The following is a 24,511-nucleotide window of genomic DNA, read 5'->3' as shown; positions in this document are numbered from 1 at the left end:
CTTTCCTATGAAAAAACAACTAACAACCCTTGCGTTTGCCTGCCTGACGCTCATTGCTTCCGCGCAGAACAAAGTAACGCTCAACGCCGATGAAGGAAAAACCGTCATTAGCCGCCATATCTACGGTCACTTTGCCGAACACCTGGGCCGATGCATCTACGAAGGATTTTATGTGGGTGAAAACAACACCAAAATCCCGAACAAAAACGGGGTACGTCTGGACGTAGTAAACGCGCTGAAAAAACTCAAGATTCCGAATTTACGCTGGCCGGGCGGTTGTTTCGCCGATACATACCACTGGAAAGATGGGATCGGGCCAAAAGCAAAACGGCCAAAAATTGTAAATACATGGTGGGGTGGTGTTACGGAAGACAACAGCTTCGGTACGCACGACTTCCTGAATATGTGCGAGTTATTAGGTACAGAACCGTATCTGGCGGGCAATGTAGGGAGTGGAACGGTGCAGGATCTGAGCGAGTGGGTGCAATACGTCAACTTCGAGAAGAACAGCCCGATGTCAAACTTACGGCAGCAGAATGGTCGCGAGAAACCGTGGAATGTACGGTTCTGGGGCGTAGGCAACGAAGCCTGGGGATGCGGAGGGAACATGAAACCCGATTACTACGCCAACATTTACCGACAATATAGTACGTTCATGAACTCACAAGTGGGCACTGAAAAGATTTTTCGGATTGCCTCGGGCGCCAGTGACGACGATTACAACTGGACCGAAACGCTCATGAAAAATATTCCGGTGAACATGCTCGAAGGGCTGGCGATGCACCATTATTCGGTGTTTAGCTGGGACGCTGGCAAAAAAGGATCGGCCACTAATTTCACCGAAAGCGAGTATGCCCGAACCCTGAAAGAAGCGTATAAGATGGACGAGATGATTCAAAAACACTCGGCCGTTATGGACAAGTATGATGCGCAGAAAAAGGTAGCCCTGATTGTAGACGAATGGGGTGCGTGGTACAACGTAGAGCCCGGCACAAATCCTGGGTTTTTGTACCAGCAAAACACCATGCGCGATGCTATGCTGGCCGGTATGACGCTCAACATTTTCCACAAACACGCCGAGCGGGTACGCATGGCTAATCTGGCGCAGGCGATCAACGTATTGCAGGCGGTGATTCTGACCGATAAAGAGAAATTACTGCTCACGCCAACCTACCATGTACTGGAAATGTACAATGTGCACCAGGACGCTACGTTGATTCCTATTGATGTAAAATCAGACGATTATACCGTTGGCGATACGAAACTACCGGCCATTTCGGTATCAGCATCGCGCGATAAAGCGGGTAAAGTTCACATCTCTCTCGTGAACATCGACGCCAACAAACCGCAGGAAATTTCGGTCAATCTAAAAGGGATCAAAGCGTCGGGCGTAACGGGCCGGATATTGGCATCGGCCAAAATGCAGGACCACAATACGTTCGATAACCCGAATAAAATCAAGCCCGCACCTTTTACCGGAGCCAAACTAAACGGCGACAACCTGACCGTTACGTTGCCGCCCGTGTCGGTGGTAGTTCTGGAAATGTAATTCACTCATTAAGCCATGTACACGACCTTAAAAGAAGAATGTTTCGAGGCCAATATGCAGCTCCCCAAACTGGGATTGGTGCTATTCACGTTTGGCAATGTCAGCGCGGTTGATCGGGAACGTAGCGTGTTTGCCATTAAGCCCAGCGGTGTGCCGTATGAAAAATTAACGGTCGACGACATCGTGATCTGCGATTATGATGCCCAGATTGTTGAAGGAAAAATGCGGCCGTCGTCGGATACCAAAACCCACGCGTCGCTCTATAAAACCTGGGATTCGATTGGTGGCATCGTGCACACACATAGCACCTACGCCGTGGCCTGGGCGCAAGCCGGGCTCGACATTCCTATTTTCGGAACGACCCACGCCGACCATACGCATCAGGACATTCCCTGTGCCCCTGCCCTCACAGATGAGATGATCGAGGGGGATTACGAATACGAAACCGGTAACCAGATTTTCAACGTCTTTGCCGAGAAAGGTTTGTCGTACAAGGAAATGGAAATGGTCCTTCTGCAAAACCACGGGCCGTTTACCTGGGGTAAAGACGCCGAAAAAGCCGTTTATAACGCGGCCGTACTCGAAGAAGTAGCCCGTATGGCCTATCTAACGCTCCAGATCAACCCCAATACACCCCGCATTAAAGACTCGTTACGCCTGAAACATTACGAGCGCAAACACGGTGTCAACGCCTACTACGGCCAGGGTTGTTAAGTCGGTTTTTTGTCTACAGCCGTACCATGGTTCAGAACCGTGGCACGGCTGTAGACAAAAACTGTAAGTATTAATGGGGTACCATATCCTTTTCCTGTACGTGTCTGCGTAGGTACGATCTTAACACGAAAACACGTTTACTTACTCTCTCCCCAAAACCCGCATTCGTTCATGAAATTATTCCCTCAACTACTATCTCTGGCTCTTTTAACGGGCGCATTAACTATGAATTCCTGCTCCTCCAAGAAAGACGATAAAGATACCAGCGAGCAAAAACCGGGCATCGAAAAAACGGCATATGGCAAACTACCCGACGGACAAACGGCAGACCTGTTCACGCTACGTAACGCAGTTGGCATGACGGCCCAAATCACCAACTACGGCGGCATTATCGTGTCGCTGACAGCGCCCGACAAGAATGGCAAATTTGAAGACGTTACGTTGGGCCAGGATTCGCTGTCGAGCTATGTGAAGAACAACCCGTATTTCGGAGCGCTGATTGGTCGATACGGCAATCGGATTGCCAAAGGGAAATTCACGCTGGATGGAAAAACCTATACCCTTTTCGTCAATAACTTTGGCAATCACCTGCACGGTGGCAAAGTGGGTTTCGATAAAGTACTCTGGACCGCTACGCCCGTTGACGGCGACGAACCCGCGCTTAAGCTCAAATACACATCGAAAGATGGCGAAGAAGGGTATCCCGGCAATCTGTCGGTTGAAGTAACGTATACCCTGCAAAAAGACAATGCGCTGAAGCTTGATTATCAGGCTACAACCGATAAGCCAACCGTCGTTAACCTGACGAATCACACGTATTTCAACCTGACAGGTGGCGCCAAACGCGACATCCTCGACCACGTTGTATCGCTCAACGCTGACAAACTCATACCGGTTGACAAAACCCTGATTCCAACCGGCAAATTGCAGGACGTAGCCAATACACCTTTCGATTTCACGAACCCAACCGTTGTTGGTAAGCGCATCAACGACTCAACCGATACCCAGATTAAATACGGTGGTGGCTACGATCATGGCTGGGTCCTGAATGGTCCTGCCGACTCGCTGAAACTGGCCGCTACGGTCTACGAACCCACCAGTGGCCGCCTGATGGAAGTTCGCACAACCCAACCTGCGATCCAGTTTTACACGGGCAATTTTTTGGATGGTACAGTTGTTGGCCGCGAAGGGTTCCCCTACAAAAAACGGTACGCGCTCTGCCTGGAAACGGAACATTACCCCGATTCACCAAACCACCCGACGTTTCCAACGACAACACTACGTCCTGGCGAAACCTACAAAACCACAACGATCTATCAGTTCTCGACTAAAAAAGAGTAACGTATCTTAATTAACTTTTACGCATAACCCCCAACCCCCTGAAGGGGGCTTTGCTCGACTATTCGCAGCTAAAGCCCCCTTCAGGGGGTTGGGGATTATGCGTAAAAGCTACAGAAAACAATCTTTTTAAATAGATTCCACATATCATAATTTAAATGACGCTAACTTATTTGAAGACCTTGCCTTCACATTCAAAAGGGAACGCCAGAACGGTGTCTTTTTTGTGGACATAGAACACAAGTTCATTCTTACGCTTAATCACCGTATCACCTATGGCAATGTGCTCCGTAAATAGAGGATACCAGCTGCCCAGATCAGAATACGTATTCTGGGTTCCATCAGTGGCATTCGTACCCGAGATACTGAACCAATGCCACTTGAAGTCTCGTGACACTACTTTGATGGCGCATTCCCTGGGTCGGTAATTGTCGGCATCTCTTTCGCAATTATTCCCTCCGCACCCCGAAGTTAACCCTATAAGTGTAAAAGCTGCGAGCATTCGCTTCATTGTCTCTGATCTGATACGTGTTTATGCCTAGCTTTTTTCAACTTCACGTCCTACAGATTAACCCGGTAGGATCTTTCGCAAAGCAGTTTTTTTATGAGGGTGCAAATTACAGATACGACCTTCTGGAAAGCTTAAAAGCTCATAAAACATCCGATTATTTCAGCCGGTAATTAATGCCAATACTGGTCTGCCAGCGGTTATAATCGGGCGTCAGGTAAGACGTTGGTAGCCAGCTCCGCTCAGCAATGGCTTCGATTGACCAGCGTTTGCCTAATCGGTAATGAACCCCTACTCCCGCGTTTGTCTGCCAGTTGCTATTGGGTATATTTTTTAAAGACGCGTCAACATCCGTAGGGTCCCATTTGTGGTATTTGCTTTGTCCATAAACCGTCCCCGCCTGAGCGAACACCGCAAACCGTTTGCCTCTCACAAAATAAAATCGGGTCGACACCCCTCCACCTACGTACGTTAGATCGTAAACCGAATTTGCCTTAAGCAGGCGTCCCTCCGCAGCAATAGACCAGCCATCTGTGAGGAAATACTGGATGCGCGGTGACAGATACCGGGTCGTTGGATAATTACCCCGATAGCCCTGTCCAACGTTCATCCCTACGTTAACATGTCCCTTCCCTAATAAGTCCTGTTGCTTGTTTTTGATCAACGTTTGCGCGACTCCACCCAAGGGTAATGCCAGGCCTGCCAGTATTAAATATCGTTTCATAGTAAACACCGTTTGTTTACCAGTGAGATACGTAGTAGACGAGCCCGGTTGTAAAGGGTCAGGTTTTTTAAGGCTTTTTAACGTCTAACCGATCAACGATACGCTGATAAAAATCAATAGACAGACGACGCGGGGATATGCTCTGCTTTGGAAAAGGCATTCTGATAGCCCGCCTTAATTTTCGGCAGTTCAGCGTTTTTGCCTTGCAAACTAAGTGCTTTATGAAGACCCACCAAAGACCAGCCATTCCCCGGATGATGAACCAAATCCTCACGATACACCGCTTCGGCTTCGTTTAACTTATTCATTTTAAGCAAGTAAGCGCCTAGAAACTGCCTGGCGGGCAAGGGCCAGTCACTCGGCTCGGTATAAATCAGTTGATCTTCAATGAGGATCGCCTTATGAAGACTTGCCACGGCCTGCTCCTGTTTTTTTTCAGCAAAAAGGATGGAAGCATCCAGAATATGATCGGCAATGCGAGCCACGGGCAGCGGAGCATTGAACGGAATCCGTCGCTTTTCAAGAATGGGGTCCTTCAATCGTTCGGCGAGCAGTTGCCGCTGTTGTTGGGCTTCCGCCAGTTTTCCAGTAGCGACAAGCGCCATGCCGCGTGAAAAATGATCCAGCAGCATGGCATAGCCCCAGTTTTCAGATGGTTTCTCTGAGGTCAAGATTTCATTCCATTTACCCAGCCTGACCAGCGTCAGCGATGGGAGCATATAGAGGTATTGATCGTAGGGATTCGCGGCTACCGGAGCGACGGATTTACGGCAGCGCAGGGCGTCTTTCAGGCCCGTTTGATACATGCCACCGGTCAGGGCGCAATACGTCTGTACCGCAAAATAATGGGGCGAATGCTTCACCAGACCAAGGCTTGCTACCAGTGAATCATAGTGTACAAGGTTTTCATCCGCCTTGTCATTAACGAGTACTCCCTGTTCGAAAAGCCCATTCCGCTGGTACTCATGACTCGCCATGTGGACCATATGCCCGACGCCCGGAAGCTGTGTTTTGAGCTTATCAGCATTGGCTAAAGCCACTTCCGGATGGCGGGACGCTTCGGTAAGGTGGATCTGATAATGCAAAGCCGCCGGATGATTCGGGTTCTGCTTCAGTACGTTCCCGGTGAGGTCTACGACTTCCTGAGTCCAGGCTTTCGGTGTACCATCAGGCGTCCAGAAATCCCAGGCGTGCAGTAGCATGATCGCATCCACATAAAGCATTTTAATATCCGGATCGTCAAATTCAGTCAGCAATTGCCTGGTGGCGGTAGCATAATCCTGATTGAGTTTTTTCCGTTCTGCATCCGCAGGATCGGCAGAGTATCGGGCGTTCATCACCTGAATCAGCCTTTTTTCTTTCGGACTAGCGGTAGCGGACAGGTCATTCATGCGTGCCAGCACAGCACTCATACCCGGAGGAACCGTGTACAAATGAGCCGCATTATAGAAAGGTCCGCCCGCCAAAGCCTGCCCCCACCAGGCCATCGGGCAAGTTGGATCAAGGCGAGCCGCTTCTTTGAACGAAGCCATAGCTTCCTTCGTATGGTAGCTGTAATACATGGTCAGGCCCTGATCAAAATAAAACTGAGCACTGTCGCTAGTCGTAGAAATCTTATAGGAATGGTTACCCCAGCCCGGCAAGGGAATCATAAACTTCCCGTTTCCCATTTGATCAACACGGCCATCCCATCCAGATCCGCAAAGAGGTATGATGCCCTCTCTCCTTTCCAAAACTGGACTAATTGCTGAATTGAATCCCGAGAATATCGCAAGGAGGGCAGCTACTGACGTTAGATGGAAAACGTTTCGACGCTTCATAATGATCTGGTTGTATGAGTACTGTCCTGAGAATAGCCCTGATCTCTCCACGGCATGACCCGAGCATGCACCTAAGATATAAACCGGCCTTGGGAAAGCGGCCATATTTTTAGTAAATGGACGAGCAGTCACGTTGGTAGTCAGGAAAATCTGTTTTTAAACAGCTTCTTTATAATCGAACCTACTAACCAAAGTCCCTTAAAGCCAACATGCGTTTTTAAAGGACTGACAACCGGTTCAAAAAATGGAACGGGGTGACAGGTTTAAACCTGTCACCCCGTTCCATTTTTGCTTAAAAAGCCCACTACATCACTTTTTAGTAGTTAATATAATTGGGCCATCTGGGTATTGAATATCAACGTTATCTTCTGCGGTAATGAAAATATCGGTCGGTTCATCCGTGGCGGTTGCACTTAAACTAGCTTTAAGCAACTTGGAAGCGGGCATGATCTGACCTAACTTTTTGGTTCGACTCTCGCGGGATTCCATCCAGACTAAGTAGGTGGTTTTGGCAGGCGTAAGTTTCTGAGGTTCAGCCAGATTTATCACATTTACATCAATGATGTAATTCTTGTTTTTATCCTTTTTCACTTTTACCTCCCCCGTCGCAGACGGAACGATAGTAGACGTAGTGAACGTCATTTTCGGCGTACACGAACTTACCGACAAGGTTATCAAAAGCGCAATGGCTACAAAATTGATCGTTTTCATCTGTTCAAAAATTCAGTTAGTAACTAAACCGATGTAGTTGTAAAGATGTTTGCCCGCCTTCTTTCTATCCGTTAAACAACTAACAAGGTCTGGCGCGCGAAAACGAGGAATTTCACTTTACCCGATTTTACCTCCTTCTGATTCCAGTAAGGCCTTTGTTCGACGTATACCTTCCACTTCGTCCATGCCTTCGCCCTCAAATTCGACACCAATATAGCCCTTGAAACCTGTTGCTTTTACCAGTTTTAACATTCGCCCATAATCGATCTTGGTTTCCTGTCCCTGTGCATTGAACCCGTAACTTTTTGCACTCACACCACCTTTGGCATAGGGCAGCATTTCGGCCACACCTTTGTAGCGATCATACAATTGGTCACATTTTTTTTCGCTACTGCCCCAATCATGCGACTGACAGAAATTGCCAAAATCGGGCAGCAAGCCACAGTTGGGTTTGTCAACGGCTTTGGCTACCGATGCCATCCAGCTACCGTCCGAAGAATGCCCACCGTGATTCTCTGCGACGACATTGATGCCCAACGAGCGAGTACGTTCGGCGAGTCGGCCCATACTCTCAATGGCTCGGTTACGTACTTCATCGGCAGCATCTTTGCTTTGCAGATTCACTCGAATGGTTTTACAACCTAAGAATTTAGCGGCTTCGGCCCAGGCATAATGTTTATCAATAGCAACGGCCCGTTTAGCAGCATTGGCGTCTACCAAATTCCCGGCGGTGTCAATCATCAACAGGTGATTCGTGACGCCCTCGTCTTTACTACGTTTGAGTAATTCTTTAAGGAAATCCGGTTCGTTTTTAACAAACTGATCTACGTATTCGACAGCCGTTATCCCAAAATCACGACGGGCTCTGACCGGGAAATCAAGCGTGGTCGTTTCCTTCTTAAGCAAGGCGCGATGTAATGACCACTGCGCTAGTGAAATACTAAAGAACAGGGGCTTCGGAGCCGCGATAACATCAAATGAAGGTAATAAGGGCAGAGCGGCCAAGGTGCCAAGCTGTCCTAAAAACTGGCGTCGCGTTGAATTCATTGTAGAATTAGTTACTATTTTTATCAGGTTGTTTTTTTGTCCCGCTGCATCAGCAGGACAAAATGCAATGGTGATCCTTTACTTTAGACTCAGCGTCGACTGCTTATACTTCGCCGTGCGGGCATCCTGGATAACGCCCTTCCAGTTCAGACCAAAACCAAAATCGTATGAATTTCTATCAGAATCAACGTAGCATTTCATGTCGCGCGGCACGTCTTCGGCCTGGGTTTCTACGGTTTTCATATCGGCGGGAAACTGCATGGGCAGCAAGGCCGATGGTTCATGCACACCCGTCAGGATGTCCATCAATGCCTGATCCTGTACGCCAAAGTGAGCCAGCACAGCGTTCGACTGGCTTTCAAACTCCCCGACAACCGTAGGGTTCGAAACCTGTATGGCCACAATCACGGGCTTGCCTTTCATCTGGGCAAACGTCTCTTTGACCATATCTAAATCACTAGTATTGATGGTTTTGGCCGTTTTTCCGTTATAAGTCCGGTTCGTAAATTTCTCCAACGGATCGCCCCCGGCAATGCTCGGATCACGAGTCCCCTGAGCGGTGTAGTCGCCATATTGCAGACTGACAGGAACGTAGCCAGTGCCACCCGCTTTCGCATCGGCAGTGCTGTAGCCACCACCCGAATCCGGACTTCGCATGAACACCAGCGCGTAATCGGCTTCGGCGGGATTGTCCGTTACAGTAAAAAACTTCTTTACGATCGCCAGATTGACAGGATACTCCCGTTTTTCGGGGATGTCCATGCCGAGGAAGTTGCGGCCCGCTGGCGTAAAGCGTTTGGGGATATAAACCGTTTTGCCCTTCGTGAGCGGCAAGGCTTTCGCTTTGTTTTTCAGCATCACGATGGACTCCAGCTGCGCCTGATACCCTTCCTTCATGAACTCAGCCGTTCCTACCGACTTCTGCGATACCTGCGGATCTAGATACGGGTTTTCAAACAGCCCAACCTGGAAGATGTTACGTAGCAAGCGCGTAGCCGACTGCTCAAACCGCGTCCGCATAAAGGCTTCCCCGTGTTCCTTAACGCCCATTTGATACGCATCTGTCACGGGCTTGGATTCGTTGTTGCCCCCAAACTGATCTACCCCATTCATCAGGATTTTGTAGTGCCGTTGCGCCACCGATAGCTTTTCGACACCCCACGATTTGCCCGTTAGAAATACGTCAACAGCGGTTTCGTCGGCGGTGATGAGCCAATCGGTGCAGACAACGCCATCGTATTTATATTTGGTACGTAGCAAATCGTTGATAATATATTTGTTGTAGCTGTTACCCACGTTTTCGTTGTATTTCTTGTCCTGATCGAACGAAATCGTGTAATAGGGCATCACGGCCGACGCCATGCCCGTTTTGCCTTTCAACTTAAACGCGCCATTCAGAAACGGCAGAAAGTGCGTCTGGAAATTCTTCCCCGGATACACAGCGTATTTGCCGTAGCCGTAGTGTGCATCGCGACCGCCTTCGCCCGAACCACCGCCCGGCCAGTGTTTCACCATTGCATTCACACTGTGATAGCCCCAGCCGCCCGTAATTTCATTGGCTCCGGTCGATGTTTGAAAACCGTCGATATAGGCGCGGGCCATGTCGGTAGCCAGTTTAGGGTCTTCACCGAACGTACCACTAACACGGTTCCAGCGCGGATCAGTGGCCAGATCGACCTGGGGAGAAAGGGCCGTAGCAATGCCCAGGGCACGATATTCTGTGGCCGCAATCTGACCAAAGCGTTGCACCAGGTCGGGATTGAACGTAGCGGCCAGCCCTAACGAGCCGGGCCACATGGAAATGGCACCGCCCGCCCCCGCATTAAATTCGGCATCAGCACGCGTGCCATGACGAGGGTCCGAACTGCTGTTTATGGGAATTCCTACACCAAGTCCTTCGACCAGTGCCTGTGCTTTGTTATTCCATTCGGCAGCCGCTTCGGGACTCTGCACGGATGTAATGAGTACATGCCGCAGGTTGTCTTTATTGAGAAACTCCTTCTGCTGATCCGACAGATCGGAGACGTTGGCCCCGCTCTGCGCGAAGATTTTCCCGCCATACGTACCCGCAAAAGGTCCGCCTGCCGCAGCCGGAATGGGTTGGTGTTTGCTGTAGAGCATCAGCCCGGCAATTTGGTCGACAGTTAATTTCGACGCCAGATCTTTAGCGCGCGCATCAACGGGCAATCGCCAGTCTTCGTACTTATCTAATTTCCCGTTCCTGTTCAGGTCTTTGAACGCCAACCCTTTGTCGGTCAGTAATTTTATGCCTGATGTTGGTGAATAGCCCAGCGTTTGACCACCCTTATTCGTGACCTTCGTCCAGGTGCCTACTTTGGTTTCAGCCCAGTTCTGGCCGAACGTAACGGATGCGGAGACCAAGCTCAGTACACCGATGTAGATAGTTCGTTTTCTCATAGTTATAGATTTAAATTGATAATTTTTTTTGTCATTCCTCCTGCGTTGGGATGACAAATTAACTCACTTCCCTACTCCGTAATAGTCCTCCCAGAAAGCGAGTTGCGACTTGGTTGGCAACGCTTTATGCTGAATCGTTTTGTCCAGAATCAATACATTCTCGGCAGCTGGTTTGTAGGCTGGCCAGTTTGGTAAATTTTTACCATTGGGGTTACCCGTCCGGGCAAAATTTACCCAGTAGGATGACATGGCCTCTGCTAATTGCTGATCAATGGGTTCCCACGGACGGTTTAACGTGTGCAGGTTGTTGTAGGCATACACAACTTCACCCGAGTGGAATGCGCCAAACTGGCTCTCAGGCGTGTTAGCAGGCAACTTCCGATTGAAGTTATACACGTAAACCGGCGATTTCCCTGTTTTAGTCTGCATTTTGGCCCACGTATAACCCTGAATTCCAAACGATTCGTCCCGGTTTATGTTTCCCTGCGCCTGAGCGGCTTGCTCGTCTGTCGCTGCCGGATAAATAGCCAGCAATGCGTCAGTCTTATCTCCAAACCGTTTTTTGACCTGCTCCCGAAAGGCATCCGCTTTCGCAGGTTGACCCATTGTTTTGTCGTCTTCGTTCCAGCCGACGATGAGCGATACGTCATTTTGCCTGCCTTTTTTGTAGATGTCATAGACGCTTTCGGGCATCACATAACCATCTATTATAGGCGCACTCAAGCCGCCCGTTGCTTTTTGGATTTCATCGGCGGACTTCGATCGAAGCTCGTCAAGTGAACTTGCATTCAGGGATTTAGCAAATGAAATACCCTGCTGTTCAGCGGCCTGCAAAGTCAATTTAGGCCGGTTAGGGTTAGACACAAAACTTCCGCCACTTTCAGCAATGGCGCGCTGGAAAAGTCCTTTTGCCAACGGCGACGCCGTCAGAAAATTAACGGCAAACGCCCCCGCCGACTGTCCGGCGATTGTTACGTTCGCGGGGTCGCCCCCCATGGCCGCTACGTTATTTTTAACCCATTTCAAGGCATCTATCATGTCCAGAAGAGCGTAATTTCCTGATGCCTTGTAACCGGACTCTTCTGTGAGTTCGGGGTGAGCCAGAAAGCCAAAAACGCCGACCCGGTAATTGATCGACACGAAAACAACGCCTTTTTTCGCCATTGCCTCGCCGTCATAGATTGGACAGGCGCTCCCTCCGCTCCGAAAACCACCCCCATAGATATACACCAATACAGGCCGTTTTTCGGTGGCACTTTTGGCACCCGTCCACACATTCAGATACAGGCAATCTTCGCTGATGGGCCCTTCAGGAATCAGAAACTCCGACGACCAGTACATAAACGGCGCGGGTTTGGCCTGCATCGGGCTTGGTCCAAAAGCTACACATTTTCGAACGTCATTCCATTTGGTAACGGGTTGTGGCGCTTTCCAGCGCAGATCGCCAACGGGCGGAGCCGCAAACGGAACTCCTTTGAAAATCCGAATGTCGCCCGCTTTATTGGTTGTTCCCTCAATCGGACCGTCTTCGGTATTGACACGTATCGATTGCCCGAACATCGAAACGGAAATAAGAGATAGTAACAGAATAAGTTGTTTCATAGGGAATTACGTTAATACTTTCTGTTCCGCCATCCGCAAAACGACCGGTCCGATCAGGCCAGAATCCAGCAGGGGCGAGTCTTTATTGTAATGCTTCCAGGTGGTGAACGTTACGCGTCCGTCGGCAGGTTTGGGCTTGCCCTCTTTATACCAGGCTGGCAATTCGACAATGGCGCCGTTACTCAGGCTGGCAAATCCACCGGCTCCCCCACCGGGCGTATACTTATCCGGATCAGGCAAATATTCGTCGCCAATCAGGCGGTTTGGCCACAGGTTCGTCACCTTGATCTCCAGTATATTGGTACCGGTTTTCACTACGTCGGTGATGTCAATCTGATAGGGTCGCTTCCAGAGTGTGCCAAGATCATTTCCATTTATCGTTACTACGGCAATGACTTCTACCCGGCCCAAATCCAGGAATAATCGTTTCCCGGTTGATCGGGTCGGAACGGTAAAGGTTTTAGTATAGGTAGCCGTACCCGAAAAATGCTTCACGCCATCCTGCGTATGGGTATTCAGCGGTATCAATTTAGGTAACGTAATACGTTCGGGAGCGCCCATATTGGGCGGAAAACTCACCTGCCAATCACCAGACAGTTCCGCGGGCTGATTAATCCCCGAAACGGCCAGCGCCGTATCCCGACCCGCTTGATCGCGCAGGGCATATTGACCATTCTGCCAGAAAAGCAACGCGGGTTTGCCATCTCCCGCCATTTCGACAACCGGCAACGTAGCGGTTGTCGGGCGTGCCTGCGTGGCCAATTGCTGAATCCGATCATCGCTCAGCACTTCGACAAGCAGTTGAGGTTCAGTCATATCACCGTTATAAAACGAAGCGCCATCGCTCAGGGAGGCCTGGCCTAAACCCGGATGCACAATGCTTGCTCCGCTTTTTCCAGCCTGAATGAGTTTGCCGTTTATATAAACTGCCGGAACCCCTTCTTTATACACCAACGCAACGTGACTCCATCCCGAAATCGGCGTCGGAGCACCCAGTTTGAAGACAGGTTTCCCGCTGGTACGTTCCCAGACCGCTACACCATTACGTCCCACGCAGAGGCCACAGGCCGCATGACCGGCCCCATACAATTCGACACCCGAAGGCGGGTAAATGGCGTAGTAATCCGTCCAGGGTTCTTTTACGTGTTCCAGAAACCCGTTGGGTGCCAGCATGACATTAAGCTCCGGCTTGACCCATAGGCTAATAGTAAAATTATTCGTTACGTCCTTGTATAGTTTTCGGGTCGGAACCGGAAAGGGTTTCGCACTCAGCAAGGTTTCGTTAGCGCGTACTACTGCCTGTAATCGCTTCGCCGGAGCCGGTGAGCGAAAGACTACGAACGCAGAACCAGCCGGTTCGAGCTGAATGGAAACCTGCGTTTGATTCGCCTGCGTATCGAAAATACGTAGCGGTGTTCGCTTGCCTGTATTGGCATCCCACAGTTCAGGCTGCCTGCCATTCACCCGGAATGAACAAACCAGTTTTTCGGCCGTCCGTCGCTGATTCGCCAGAAAGTAAACGTCCGTTCCTGCAATCTGCCGGTGGATGTACGTAACGGGCGCGTCGCCGGAACGAGACGTAATGGCAACATCTGGCTTAATGGCTAATGTAGTGAGGACGGTTTGAATCGATTGTCCCCAGAAAACACGGCCTTTCCCCGAGCGATTTTCCGTAACGGTTGTCCCGTTGATTGATCCCCAGATTTCAGCCGTAAGCTGCTGAAATTCCGTTTCGCCGACCGCTCGACCGCGAAGTCCCAATGAGGTTGTCGGTTTGGCTCCCACCAGCACCAGACCATTCTTCACAAAATCGCGCAGCTTACGTAACAGATCCAGGCTGATTGCTTTATGATCCTGAAGCACCAGCATCCGGTAACTCATGCCGTCGGGCAAGGTCAGGTTACCGTTGGAAATTTTGGCCCGTTTCATCAGCGTTTCGCCGTTGATCAGATCGTAATCGTAGCCCTCCCCCGGAGGTGCCGGGGTCAATTCCTCGGGCAACACCTTCGTATATTCATTGCCTTCTTCACCCGTAAAATACGCCAGATCAGCCACAAACAAACCCTGCTGCAACAGGCTTTGGCAACGCGCCAGGTAATCCAGCCACGCCCGGCCCTGATTCCACCAGGTCGTTGTGCGATCGAAATGAATGCCCCAGGGTCCCATCGTCATACCGGGCAGGGCGGTCGGATGCGGCTGGTGAGCGTAGCGGTGAAAGATAATTTTGTTCAATCCCTGGGTGAACATCTTGTCGCCCGTCGCTTTCATAGCAAACGGATATTCCTGCCAGCGCGACGATTCAGGCTCGCCGGTAAACGATTCCGCGCCAACAACCTGGGGGTTATCGGGTGTGCCGCCCCCCGCCTTCTGGCCGTTGATGTGCGCGATGGAAGCGGCCAGTTTGGTGGTTCGGCGCATGGTCCAGTTGTTCTGAAACAGCGACGACAGGCCATTCCAGAATTCGCCCATGTTCACGTCGACCCGTGCGCCAATCTGCATCTCTTCCATCGGCCCGCGGTCATAGGGTTCTGCGTAGGCAACGATATTCTGCTGATGGCACAATTCCCGAAACCGACCGTAGTAATTATCGGCCATCAGATCGGCCTGCACCCGACGGAAATCCCACAGGAATCGCTCCGTTGTGTCAATATTGCCCACAATCCGGCCGGTGAGCGCTGGCAGGTACGTCAGGAGTGAATAGCCCGAACGTTGCTGGAATTCCTGCGGGAGCTGGGCCGTCCAGTTCTGCATCCCGACTTCATAACTATCAATCAATAAACCAACTTTCCCTTTCCTGGCGAGTGGCCCCAACGTGGGCAGCAGGCTCTCCATCATCTTTTTGAAATGCGCGTCAATGGCCGACTGACTGTATTTATCGCATTCCAGCCCAACGCCCGTATCAGGTGCCGATCGATTCAGTTCGCCTTTTGGTGTATAGCCAATCCGCAGGATGGTCCAGTTTCCGGCGGGTGCCTTCCAATTCAGGACACCGTCGCTTCCCATCTGCTTACTGATATCGACAACCGATTCCAGCCTGATAGCGGCCTGCCCAGCCACCGCTTTGGACTCGCTAACGCCTATGACGCCAAACGCATTATTCGTTTTTCTGAGCCAATCATCCAGCCGCGCCGTTCCCGAAAAACGAACCTGCGAATAATGCCGGGCACCGGGTGACGAAATCCGAAAATACGTCGCTTTGGTCGCCGGGAATTCAAGCAGACTCAGTGACTCATCGGCACCACGTCCGGCACTACCTGTAGCTACCTTTCGAAATTGGATGCCATCGTCCGAGGCTTCGAGCGTGAGTGACGGACCACCCCCAAAGCCACCGCCACCCGAAGGGACGGCTCCCATCGGCTTGCTCAGAAAAGCCAGGGCGTGAGCCTCGTATGGTTGCCTGAATTCAAATTGCAGATACGCTGGTTTGCCATCCGCAGCCGGTTGCACCGCTACACCTTGTGAACCAGCCAGTTGCTCAACAGAAATAGCGTCGGCAGACCCGCTACTCGTCGCTTTACTGACCAGCGTTTGCAAGAGAGCTTCGCCGGGGAGGGACGGAAAAGCAATCACCGCTACGTCCCGATAATAGTCAAGTTTGGTCAGTGGTTTGGGTAACGTAACCGATACGTCTTTGCCGCCCGCAACGAAGGCTTCGCTCCAGGTCACCTGCTGCATCGCCATGTCGGGGGTAATCCACGGACCACCGCTCGACGACCAGCCGGGACAATTGTGCATGGTGAATTCCAGCCCCAATCGCTCGGCTTCTTTGATCGTATGCTGTTTCAGGCTGAGCCATTCCGGACTTAAATACACGACCGGGCCTTTCGGAATTCCCGTTCCGGCGTCGAAATTCTGGAACCCACCGAGGCCAATTTGCTTCATGGCTTCCAGATCGCGGGTAATCCCGTCGGCCGTTACGTTGCCATTCATCCAGTGCCACCAGCACTGCGCCCTCGCCGACATTGGCGGATTCGCAAACGCGTCTTCAAATGAGTCAGCCGCCCCGGATGCCAGGGCGGCTTGTTTCGATTTGACCTGAACGATGCCCGATGGCGTAATAACGGCGACTAAGCCAGTCGTGGCACTATTTTTCAGAAAGGTGCGTCTCTTCATCAATTAAGGCGTTACAACCCCATTTGCCTTCAATATCTTATTGAAAAATAAGACGTGAAAGGGCAGTGAATTTTCCCAATACTCCCAGGTATGACCGCCGGGATGCTCCGTATAATCGTGCGGTGTTTTATTGTAAACCAGCCGCCGATGCAGCTCCCGATTGGGTTCGATCAGAAAATCGTCAACACCACAATCGATGATGATTTTCAAGTCGTTGGCTTTTAATTTATCGACCATATTCACCACTGAATTGGCCGCGTATACGTCGGGCGTAGCACTAACGGGTCCCAGGATTCGCTCAAAAGGGGCGGCCACCTGTTTCTCAAATTCCGGCGCTATTTTCCAGTTTTTACGGTCCAGATCGACAGCTCCGCTCATGCTACCAGCCGCACAATATAAATCAGGATGGCGCGCCGAGAGATATAAAGCCCCGTGTCCGCCCATGCTAAGGCCGCTGATCACCCGGCCTTTCCGATCCCGGATGGTTCGGTACGTATTGTCAATCTTCTCGATAACTTCTTTGGTGATGTACGTCTCAAACTGGCTGTCTTTCTGAAACTGACTATCGATATAGCCGCTCAGGGGTTCCCCTTCCGGCGTCACAATGATCAGGTTGTACTGGTCTGACAGGTTTTGCAGCAGCATTTTGTCGGGCGTTTTAGAGATCCAGTCACTAAACCGACCACTGCCGCCGTGCAACAGATACAAAACAGGATAGGTTGTTTTGCCCTTACCGTACGAGTTTGGCGTAACGACAACTGCCTTCAGGTTTTTCTGCATCACTGCTGATGGAATATTCAGCGAATCGACTTTGGCGGCAAATGAAAAGGCAGGTAGGCAAATCAAGCAAAGGAAGCGTAAAAACCGAATTGGATTCATGGCTTATTGAATGAGTCAATTATTTAAAAAGCATCGGCACGTACTGGTTCAGGTACTGCCGCCAGTTGATCCAGGTATGGCCCCCCGCTGTTTCCTGATACTGGTATTTGATCTGGTGTTTGTCGAGCATTGCCAGCGTTTTTTTGTTGGCCTCCATCACAAAATCATCTTTGCCGATACTGACCCAGAAAAGCTTTTTGTTCTTGTTGAACGAAGGATCATTCAGCGCTTTGGCGTATTTCGTCTCGGCCTCATCAATTGTAGCGCCAAAGAAACCCGAACTGAACACGCCTACATAATCGAATAATTCGGGGCGTGTCAACGTAACGTCCAGCGTCTGAAAACCGCCCATCGACAGACCCGCCAATGCCCGGTTTTCACGGTTTGGCAACACGCGGTACGTCTTCTCAACGGTCGGCATGATCTCTTTCAGGAGTTCGCTGGAAAACAGATCCCGCATGCGGTTCATCATATTCGCATCGGGCATACCCGTTGACGGGGGCATGGGCATACTCCCGTTGGGCATAACAACAATCATAGGTTTGGCCTTTCCGGCCGCAATCAGATTGTCGAGAATAAAACCAGCCCGGCCTATACTATTCCAGCCAGAGTCATCATCACCACCGCCGTGCAGCAGATAAAAAACGGGGTATTTGGTATTGCCTTTTTCGTAACCGGGTGGGGTGTATACACGCATCCGGCGCTCCATGCCCAACGTATTGGATTGATACCAGACTTCCCGTACTTCACCATGAGGCACCGCCTTGTTGTCTTCAAAAGCGGTTTCGGCGCCGGGCACCACCATAACATTCTCAAGGCTACTGATTCCCTGTTTGATAACCGGATTCTTGGGGTCCATCGTCCGGACACCATCCACCATCAGCGTATAGGTATAATAATCGGGTTTGAGCGGCCCGGTTATTACGGACCACACGCCCTGATCATTTTTAGTGAGACTAAGCGGTTTAGCACCAGACATGAAATCACCACCCACCACGACCTCAGTGGCTTTGGGTGCATATAATTGAATCATGGCCCGCTTGTCGGCCAGCACTTTGGGGGACGTCAACGTATCATTGGGCGTTGGTGTCCGTTGGGGAGTTTGTGCCATTGTCAGCGACGAAGCCAGTGAGGCACAAAAGGCAAGGACAAGGCCACGTGGGTTGATTGATAGCATTTGTTTTTGGAGTTTCATTTGTACAAAAGGGTTAAGAACAAATAGGCAAAAACCTATAGCGTGTGTTTAAGTTAACCTTTTAGGATGTGGTTCGGCGAAGTTTTTAACTATGTTCAACACAGCCAACTCAAACACGCCTTACGGGTTTAACGTCATTTAGTACGCCATAAATTGGGCAGCAGTTTGTAATAGAGCAGATGCCGCCAGGTGCCCCAATCGTGCGCTCCGTCGCCACCGACGTAGTAATCGTGTTTGATGTTGTGTTTTTGCAGGGCTTCGTGCAAGGCCACAGCCCGTTTGCCAATGGTGGCTACTTCGCCGGTTCCCTGCCCAACCAGCAAGTAATCTACTTTCTGGTTGGCTGCAGGATCGTTCAGCAGTGCCGCGCTAACGGTTTCGGTTTCCAGGTCGCCCGCACTCAGGACGCCAAACGAGCTGAACAGATCCAGGTTCTTGAGCCCCACTAACTGCGTATGCCGTCCACCCATCGACAGACCCGCCAGTGCACGCCCTTTTCGGTCGGCCCGTGTGCTGTATGTCTTGTCCACAAAAGGGATAATCTGTTTTTTAAGCTCGTCCTCAAAAAGGGGAAATGTCTTTTCGGTATGTTTTGGATCGGTCCGGTGAACGACCTGATTATTCGGCATGGCAATCAGCATCGGCACCATTTTTCCTTCGGCAATGAGGTTATCCGCAATAAAATTCGCCCGACCATCGAGACTCCAGCCTGAAGCCAGTTCGCCACTGCCGCCCACCAGATACAGCACTGGGTATTTCTTTTTGGCTGAATAACCGGGGGGCGTATAAACGTACATTTCCCGTTCGCCATTCAGTACGTCAGAATGGTAGATATGGCGGGTTACGGCCCCGTGGGGGACGGGTTTGGCATCATAATAAGCGGGGCCATTTCCCTGAACCACTACGTTACTATAGCCCGGCTGATCGTTGAAACCCGTTAGCGTATTGTTAGGGTCGGGAACGGTTACGCCGTCGATGATGAATTTATAGACATAAATATCCGGCTTGACAGGCCCGACAGTCAGCGTCCAAAGACTGTCGGTATCTTTTCGAAAGGGAATTGGATCTTTTTTCGCCAGCGCCAGCAGAATGGGTCCACCAGTCAGCATCACCTGTTTGGCATCAGGCGCTTTGAGCCGGAAGGTAATTGTATGATCGTCGCCAACTTCGGGAGAAATAACGTTGGCTCCGAATGGCATCAGATTCTGCGTATTTTTCTGGGGATTCCAGTCCAGATTGACATGCGCTTGCTGAGCATGTGCCCCATATATTCCAGCCAGAAAAAGTACACTGAGCAGGGAGTTACTTCTAGTTGTGGTCATGAATTTACCTTTGCGTTAAAAGTACGCAAAGTTTCTAACCGTCAAAAGTACGCAACTACATTTCTTGTAAATTTTAATGACTAACTAGCACAATTTGACTTTTTCTTCACAATACTTATGTGGCCGTTTCGCTCGATCATCACTTTGTCTATTGCTTCAAATGTTGCTTCATTTCCATTAAGACGAACCGCTTCTTCCAGGTCCTGTTCACTGACGAGCATGGCTTTCATATTCGCCTGGTTAAGCCGACCCTCTTCGTAAAGTACCTTATTTTTTCCGCTGACGAGTCGGCTGACTACCGTACTGTGAAGGCACACGTAAGCCAGCAACCGATGCAGGACTACCAGGACTAAACAGGCACCCAACGTGCCGGTAAACGAAGAGGCTCCCACAACGCCCCGACTTAGAGTAGCCCCCAGTAACAGCGAAATAACCGTATCGAAGGGAGATTGTAGACCAAATGACCGCCGTCCGGCCAGACGGACCAGAACAATGGCTAACAGGAAGGCTACCCCTGCCCGATCAGCCATTTGCCAATCGGTTAAGTGGTCATCTTTATGCAGCAAATCGCCAAAAAGTTGGTTTATCATAACTTCGTCAGATCATATTTTTCAGTAGGCTTTAGAGAGTGTCTAAAAATATTCCTTTAGGTCTGTAAATCTCCTTTTCATCAGGCTGTTTCACCCCTAAATCCCCTAAAGGGGACTTTGCTCATCGTTAAACCAAGTCCCCTTTAGGGGATTTAGGGGTGAAACAGCTTAAAAACTAATTTTTAGACAGTCCCTTAGAGCTTTTATTTATAGCGATCCCGCCTGTCAGGTCACATGGCAGGTCTGCTTCTTAAACAATTAAATTAGGTACGTTAAACTGCTAATCTTCCTTCTTGTTGTACCTCAAATCCGTTTTCTCAGGTAATTTTTCACGGTCAAACAAATGATACCTTCAATAGTTTAGTGGCAAAATGAACTAGTAACTAAACCACATATAACTATGCCACGAGGAGATAAGTCAGCGTATACCGATAAACAAAAACGGCAGGCTGAACACATTGAAGAAGGTTACGAAGATCGGGGGGTACCTACGGAGGAAGCCGAGCGCAGAGCCTGGGCAACCGTCAATAAAGAGTCGGGCGGTGGCAAAAAGAGCGGCTCGGGCCGGGGCCATGCCGAAAATAAGGAACCAGCCCAGAAAGGAGGTCGCAAAGGTGGCGCTGCTTCGGCGTCGCGCACAGCGGAAGAACGGTCAGCCTCGGCCAAAAAAGCGGCTGCCACGCGCAAGAAAAATGCAGCGAGCGCTTAATAATCAGGCAGTTTATACGCTTTATATAAACCGGGCGGCACTTTAGGTGCCGCCCGGTTTATGTTTACAGTATCAAGCCGCTACGTCGTAGCATGGCTTTGGGCGACGGTTCGCGCCCCCGGAATTTCTTATAGAGTTCCATCGGTTTTTCGCTGCCACCTTTTTCCAGTACGTTCTTGCGGAAGCTTTCGGCAGCTGCCTTATTGTCCAGTCCCCCTTTTTCCTTGAAGAATTCGAAGGCATCGGCATCCAGCACTTCACTCCATTTATAGCTGTAATAACCAGCCGAGTAACCACCCGCAAAAATGTGCGAGAAAGCGGGGCTAATGGCAATACCCTCGACATGCGGGAATAAATTCGCCACCGAATCCACCCGACTTTCCACTTCCGTAATGGTTTCGCCGGTAGGTTTCTGACCGTGGTAGTACATATCTACCAGGCCCAACCGTAGTTGTCGTAAGTTGGCTAAGCCGGCCAGGAAGTTCTGACTGGCACGAATTTTCTCAATCAACTCATTGGGAATCACCTCGCCGGTTTGGTAATGTCTGGCGAAGAGTTTGAGTGCTTCGGGATCGTAGCACCAGTTTTCCATTACCTGCGATGGTAACTCAACGAAGTCGCGGGGAACGCTCGTACCCGACAAACTTTCGTATTGGCTATTGGCCAGCATCCCGTGCAACCCGTGGCCGAACTCATGAAACAACGTAGTGACTTCGTTGAAGGTCAGCAGCGACGGCTTGGTATCCGTCGGCCGGGTGAAGTTGCAGACGTTGACAATGTGCGGCCGGATATTCTCGCCATTTTCCACTTTTTGTCCCCGCACATCGTTCATCCACGCACCACTACGTTTGCCCGGACGCGGGAAATAGTCGCCGTAAAATACCGCCAGAAACTTACCATCCTTATCGAACACGTCGAAGGTTTTCACTTCTGGGTTATAGACCGGAATATCGGTACGTTCCTTAAAGGTGATCCCGTAGAGCTTGTTCGCTACGGTAAACGCACCATTCAGTACGTTATCGAGCTTGAAATACGGTTTCAGCGTTTCATCGTCGAGGTCGTATTTCTCCTTTTTCAGTTTCTCGGCATAATAGCTATAGTCCCAGTTCTGCAATTTATCTTCCGTAAATCCGTGGGCTTTGGCATAGGTGGTCAGTTCGGCCAGCTGGCGTTCGGCAGCCGGGCGGGCATACGTAACGAGTTCGTCCAGAAATCCCTGCACCTTATCTCTTGAACCAGCCATGCTTTCTTCCAGCACAAAATCGGCGTGGGTTTTGTAGCCCAGCAACTTGGCCCGTTCGTAGCGCAGGTTCACAATTTTCTGGATAATAGCCGAGTTGTCGTTCTTATCGCCGTGAAAACTGCGTCCGTTGTAGGCCAGGTACAGTTTTTTGCGCAACTCCCGGTTGTCGGCATACTGCATGAAGGGCATGTAGCTCGGCGCTTGCAGGGTGAACACATAGCCTTCTTTTCCTTTCTGGTTTGCGGTAGCTTTAGCGGCCTCAAGTACATAATCGGGCAGGCCGGTGAGTTCTTTTTCGTCCGTAACGACCATCGAATATTCGTTGGTTTCGTTCAGTACGTTCTCCCCAAATTGAAGCGAAAGCTGCGCGAGTTCTTTGTCGATGGCGCGCAGCCGTTCTTTGCCTTTATCGTCCAGATTGGCCCCGTTACGTGCGAAGTTTTTGTAATTTTTTTCAAGCAGCATTGCACTCTCGGGATCGAGATTCAGGCTGGCACGCTGATCGTAAACCGCTTTCACACGGGCAAACAGTTTCTCATTCAGCGTAATATCGTTACTAAATTCACTCAGCAAGGGTGACGCTGTTTTCACAATTTTTTGAAGTTCGGGCGATGTTTCGGCACTGTTCAGATTAAACAATACCGATGTCACCTTACCTAACAGATCACCTGAGCGTTCGAGGGCAACAATCGTGTTTTCGAACGTCGGTTTGGCCGGATTATTAACGATGATCTCTACGTCTTTGCGACCTTCCGCCAAGCCTTCTTTGAGGGCAGGCAGGTAATCCTCCTGTTTAATTTTGTCGAAAGGCGCCGTCTGGTGAGGTGTCGTATACGGCGTTAAGAATGGATTTTGGGTCATCTTGAGTGCTGGTGGCGATGGCTGGGCAATAGCCGTTGTTACGACTACCGCCAGTAAAACGCCGGTTTTCCTGATTTGTTGATGGCTTAACATACTGTCTTACAAAATGAGTTTCCTGGCAAACGATAAGACAAAGATAAGTCGATCAACGTAACGTTGCATAAACAGCCAGTGACCAGGGCAATTGGCAGGGGGATCTGGCTGATTAACAATAGAACACTGATTTTTATGATTGCTATGATTTTAACCTGATTCAAAACCCAAATCCTGGACCAGTAGCAACAGAAAACCATATTATTCAGGATTGCTTTCTAGCCCTGTAAGGCCTTAACAGCGTAGCGTCGGTAGAAATGTGCTACCAAAATGATTCTTGACGTGCCGTAGGTACATAACCAGTCGCGTACCTACGGCACGTCAAGGCGATGGGGTAAATGGATTTCCCCTACCGACGCTACGCTGTTAAGGCCCTACGGGCTAAAACAAACCTGTTACTAGTTGATCTAATCCTGAACTCACGTTATCGTACAAATCATGAAAAATCAACGTTCCACAACAAAAAAAGTCGACCAATATGATCGACTTTTTAACGACTTCCTTCCAGACTCAATACCTCAGTAACCGTAAGGGCCGTAACCCGACCCACCCCCGTATCCATTTCCACGACTCCGACCAGCCGTACGTTCATAAGGCCGCATTCTGGCAATCACCTGATCGCGTTGTTGTGGACCCAGTACGGCCATCATATCGAAAAATTGCCGTTGCCGAATTTGACGGAACGTATCGCGCTGCCGGGGATCACGCGGATTAAGCCCCTGCGTTTGCTGGGTATAGCGATCCCGAATCCGGCGAATTTCGCGCTCCTGCCGACGGCTTAGATTCAGCTCCCGATCCCACCACTCTAAATGACGGTCGAAGCTATAATCATCGTAATCGTAGTTGTAAGTAGGTTGGCCGTAGCCCGGGCCACCCTGCTGGTTGTAGCCAGGTTGATTATAGCCGGGTTGTTGAGGATAGGGCGAATTGGGATTACCGTACCGTTGTGCCAGCGTAGCCGTCGAGAGGAGAACAACCAACGTAGCGGCTGTCATCAATACTTTTTTCATGGTAGTAATTGTTTCAGGTTGTATTCGGCCTTTTGAACAACTTCCCACGAAATGGTTTAATTAAT

General features: G+C 50.2%; 18 protein-coding genes. 4 read left to right on the top strand and 14 right to left on the bottom strand.

Annotation, left to right across the window (positions count from 1 at the left end):
* Window positions 1–7: 7 nt before the first annotated feature.
* The 3 genes from ACYVEA_RS12480 (at window position 8) to ACYVEA_RS12470 (ending at window position 3,604) form a co-directional block, all read left to right on the top strand.
* Window positions 8–1,549, top strand: a complete 1,542-nt coding sequence (locus ACYVEA_RS12480; protein ID WP_461113752.1) for an alpha-N-arabinofuranosidase — start codon at window positions 8–10, stop codon at window positions 1,547–1,549.
* A gap of 15 nt (window positions 1,550–1,564) precedes the next feature.
* Window positions 1,565–2,263 (top strand): L-ribulose-5-phosphate 4-epimerase, encoded by a 699-nt coding sequence (locus tag ACYVEA_RS12475; protein WP_461113751.1) that lies wholly within the window; start codon window positions 1,565–1,567, stop codon window positions 2,261–2,263.
* Between the two features lie 171 nt (window positions 2,264–2,434).
* On the top strand, window positions 2,435–3,604 hold the full coding sequence (locus ACYVEA_RS12470) for an aldose epimerase family protein (RefSeq protein WP_461113750.1): 1,170 nt from the start codon (window positions 2,435–2,437) through the stop codon (window positions 3,602–3,604).
* A gap of 166 nt (window positions 3,605–3,770) precedes the next feature.
* Here the strand turns inward: ACYVEA_RS12470 and ACYVEA_RS12465 are convergent, their stop codons facing one another.
* The 12 genes from ACYVEA_RS12465 to ACYVEA_RS12410 form a co-directional block, all read right to left on the bottom strand.
* A complete protein-coding gene (locus tag ACYVEA_RS12465; protein WP_461113749.1) occupies window positions 3,771–4,112 on the bottom strand; it encodes a hypothetical protein in 342 nt (113 codons plus the stop codon).
* Window positions 4,113–4,266: 154 nt separating this feature from the next.
* The gene (locus ACYVEA_RS12460) at window positions 4,267–4,833 is read right to left on the bottom strand and encodes a porin family protein (protein WP_461113748.1); all 567 of its coding nucleotides are present in this window, start codon (window positions 4,831–4,833) and stop codon (window positions 4,267–4,269) included.
* A 113-nt stretch (window positions 4,834–4,946) separates the two neighbouring features.
* Window positions 4,947–6,485: a tetratricopeptide repeat protein gene (locus ACYVEA_RS12455; protein ID WP_461113747.1), complete on the bottom strand. Its 1,539-nt coding sequence runs from the start codon at window positions 6,483–6,485 to the stop codon at window positions 4,947–4,949.
* A gap of 477 nt (window positions 6,486–6,962) precedes the next feature.
* Entirely contained in the window at window positions 6,963–7,364 is a 402-nt protein-coding gene (locus ACYVEA_RS12450) for a hypothetical protein (RefSeq protein ID WP_461113746.1), read from the bottom strand.
* Window positions 7,365–7,481: 117 nt separating this feature from the next.
* Window positions 7,482–8,411, bottom strand: coding sequence for a sugar phosphate isomerase/epimerase family protein (locus ACYVEA_RS12445; protein ID WP_461113745.1), 930 nt, complete (start codon window positions 8,409–8,411; stop codon window positions 7,482–7,484).
* A 78-nt stretch (window positions 8,412–8,489) separates the two neighbouring features.
* Window positions 8,490–10,829 (bottom strand): glycoside hydrolase family 3 protein, encoded by a 2,340-nt coding sequence (locus ACYVEA_RS12440; protein ID WP_461113744.1) that lies wholly within the window; start codon window positions 10,827–10,829, stop codon window positions 8,490–8,492.
* Window positions 10,830–10,892: 63 nt separating this feature from the next.
* Window positions 10,893–12,431, bottom strand: a complete 1,539-nt coding sequence (locus ACYVEA_RS12435) for a carboxylesterase/lipase family protein (RefSeq protein WP_461113743.1) — start codon at window positions 12,429–12,431, stop codon at window positions 10,893–10,895.
* 6 nt (window positions 12,432–12,437) lie between these two features.
* Window positions 12,438–16,544, bottom strand: a complete 4,107-nt coding sequence (locus ACYVEA_RS12430) for a glycosyl hydrolase (RefSeq protein ID WP_461113742.1) — start codon at window positions 16,542–16,544, stop codon at window positions 12,438–12,440.
* Window positions 16,545–16,547: 3 nt separating this feature from the next.
* Window positions 16,548–17,423, bottom strand: coding sequence for an alpha/beta hydrolase (locus tag ACYVEA_RS12425; RefSeq protein ID WP_461113741.1), 876 nt, complete (start codon window positions 17,421–17,423; stop codon window positions 16,548–16,550).
* Window positions 17,424–17,442: 19 nt separating this feature from the next.
* Window positions 17,443–18,618 (bottom strand): esterase, encoded by a 1,176-nt coding sequence (locus tag ACYVEA_RS12420; RefSeq protein WP_461113740.1) that lies wholly within the window; start codon window positions 18,616–18,618, stop codon window positions 17,443–17,445.
* 134 nt (window positions 18,619–18,752) lie between these two features.
* Window positions 18,753–19,940, bottom strand: a complete 1,188-nt coding sequence (locus ACYVEA_RS12415; protein ID WP_461113739.1) for an alpha/beta hydrolase — start codon at window positions 19,938–19,940, stop codon at window positions 18,753–18,755.
* Window positions 19,941–20,020: 80 nt separating this feature from the next.
* Window positions 20,021–20,530: a DUF421 domain-containing protein gene (locus tag ACYVEA_RS12410; RefSeq protein ID WP_461113738.1), complete on the bottom strand. Its 510-nt coding sequence runs from the start codon at window positions 20,528–20,530 to the stop codon at window positions 20,021–20,023.
* 400 nt (window positions 20,531–20,930) lie between these two features.
* Here ACYVEA_RS12410 and ACYVEA_RS12405 point away from each other — a divergent pair, with 400 nt between their 5' ends.
* On the top strand, window positions 20,931–21,239 hold the full coding sequence (locus tag ACYVEA_RS12405) for a plasmid stabilization protein (protein ID WP_461113737.1): 309 nt from the start codon (window positions 20,931–20,933) through the stop codon (window positions 21,237–21,239).
* 64 nt (window positions 21,240–21,303) lie between these two features.
* Here the strand turns inward: ACYVEA_RS12405 and ACYVEA_RS12400 are convergent, their stop codons facing one another.
* Together ACYVEA_RS12400 and ACYVEA_RS12395 are read right to left on the bottom strand one after the other, a co-directional pair.
* The gene (locus ACYVEA_RS12400; RefSeq protein ID WP_461114080.1) at window positions 21,304–23,343 is read right to left on the bottom strand and encodes a M3 family metallopeptidase; all 2,040 of its coding nucleotides are present in this window, start codon (window positions 23,341–23,343) and stop codon (window positions 21,304–21,306) included.
* A gap of 611 nt (window positions 23,344–23,954) precedes the next feature.
* The gene (locus tag ACYVEA_RS12395; RefSeq protein WP_461113736.1) at window positions 23,955–24,446 is read right to left on the bottom strand and encodes a hypothetical protein; all 492 of its coding nucleotides are present in this window, start codon (window positions 24,444–24,446) and stop codon (window positions 23,955–23,957) included.
* Window positions 24,447–24,511: the final 65 nt, after the last annotated feature.

Source organism: Spirosoma jeollabukense (assembly GCF_054777855.1).
Note: the sequence above shows the minus strand (reverse complement) of the source record. Positions and strands in the feature narration are given on the sequence as shown.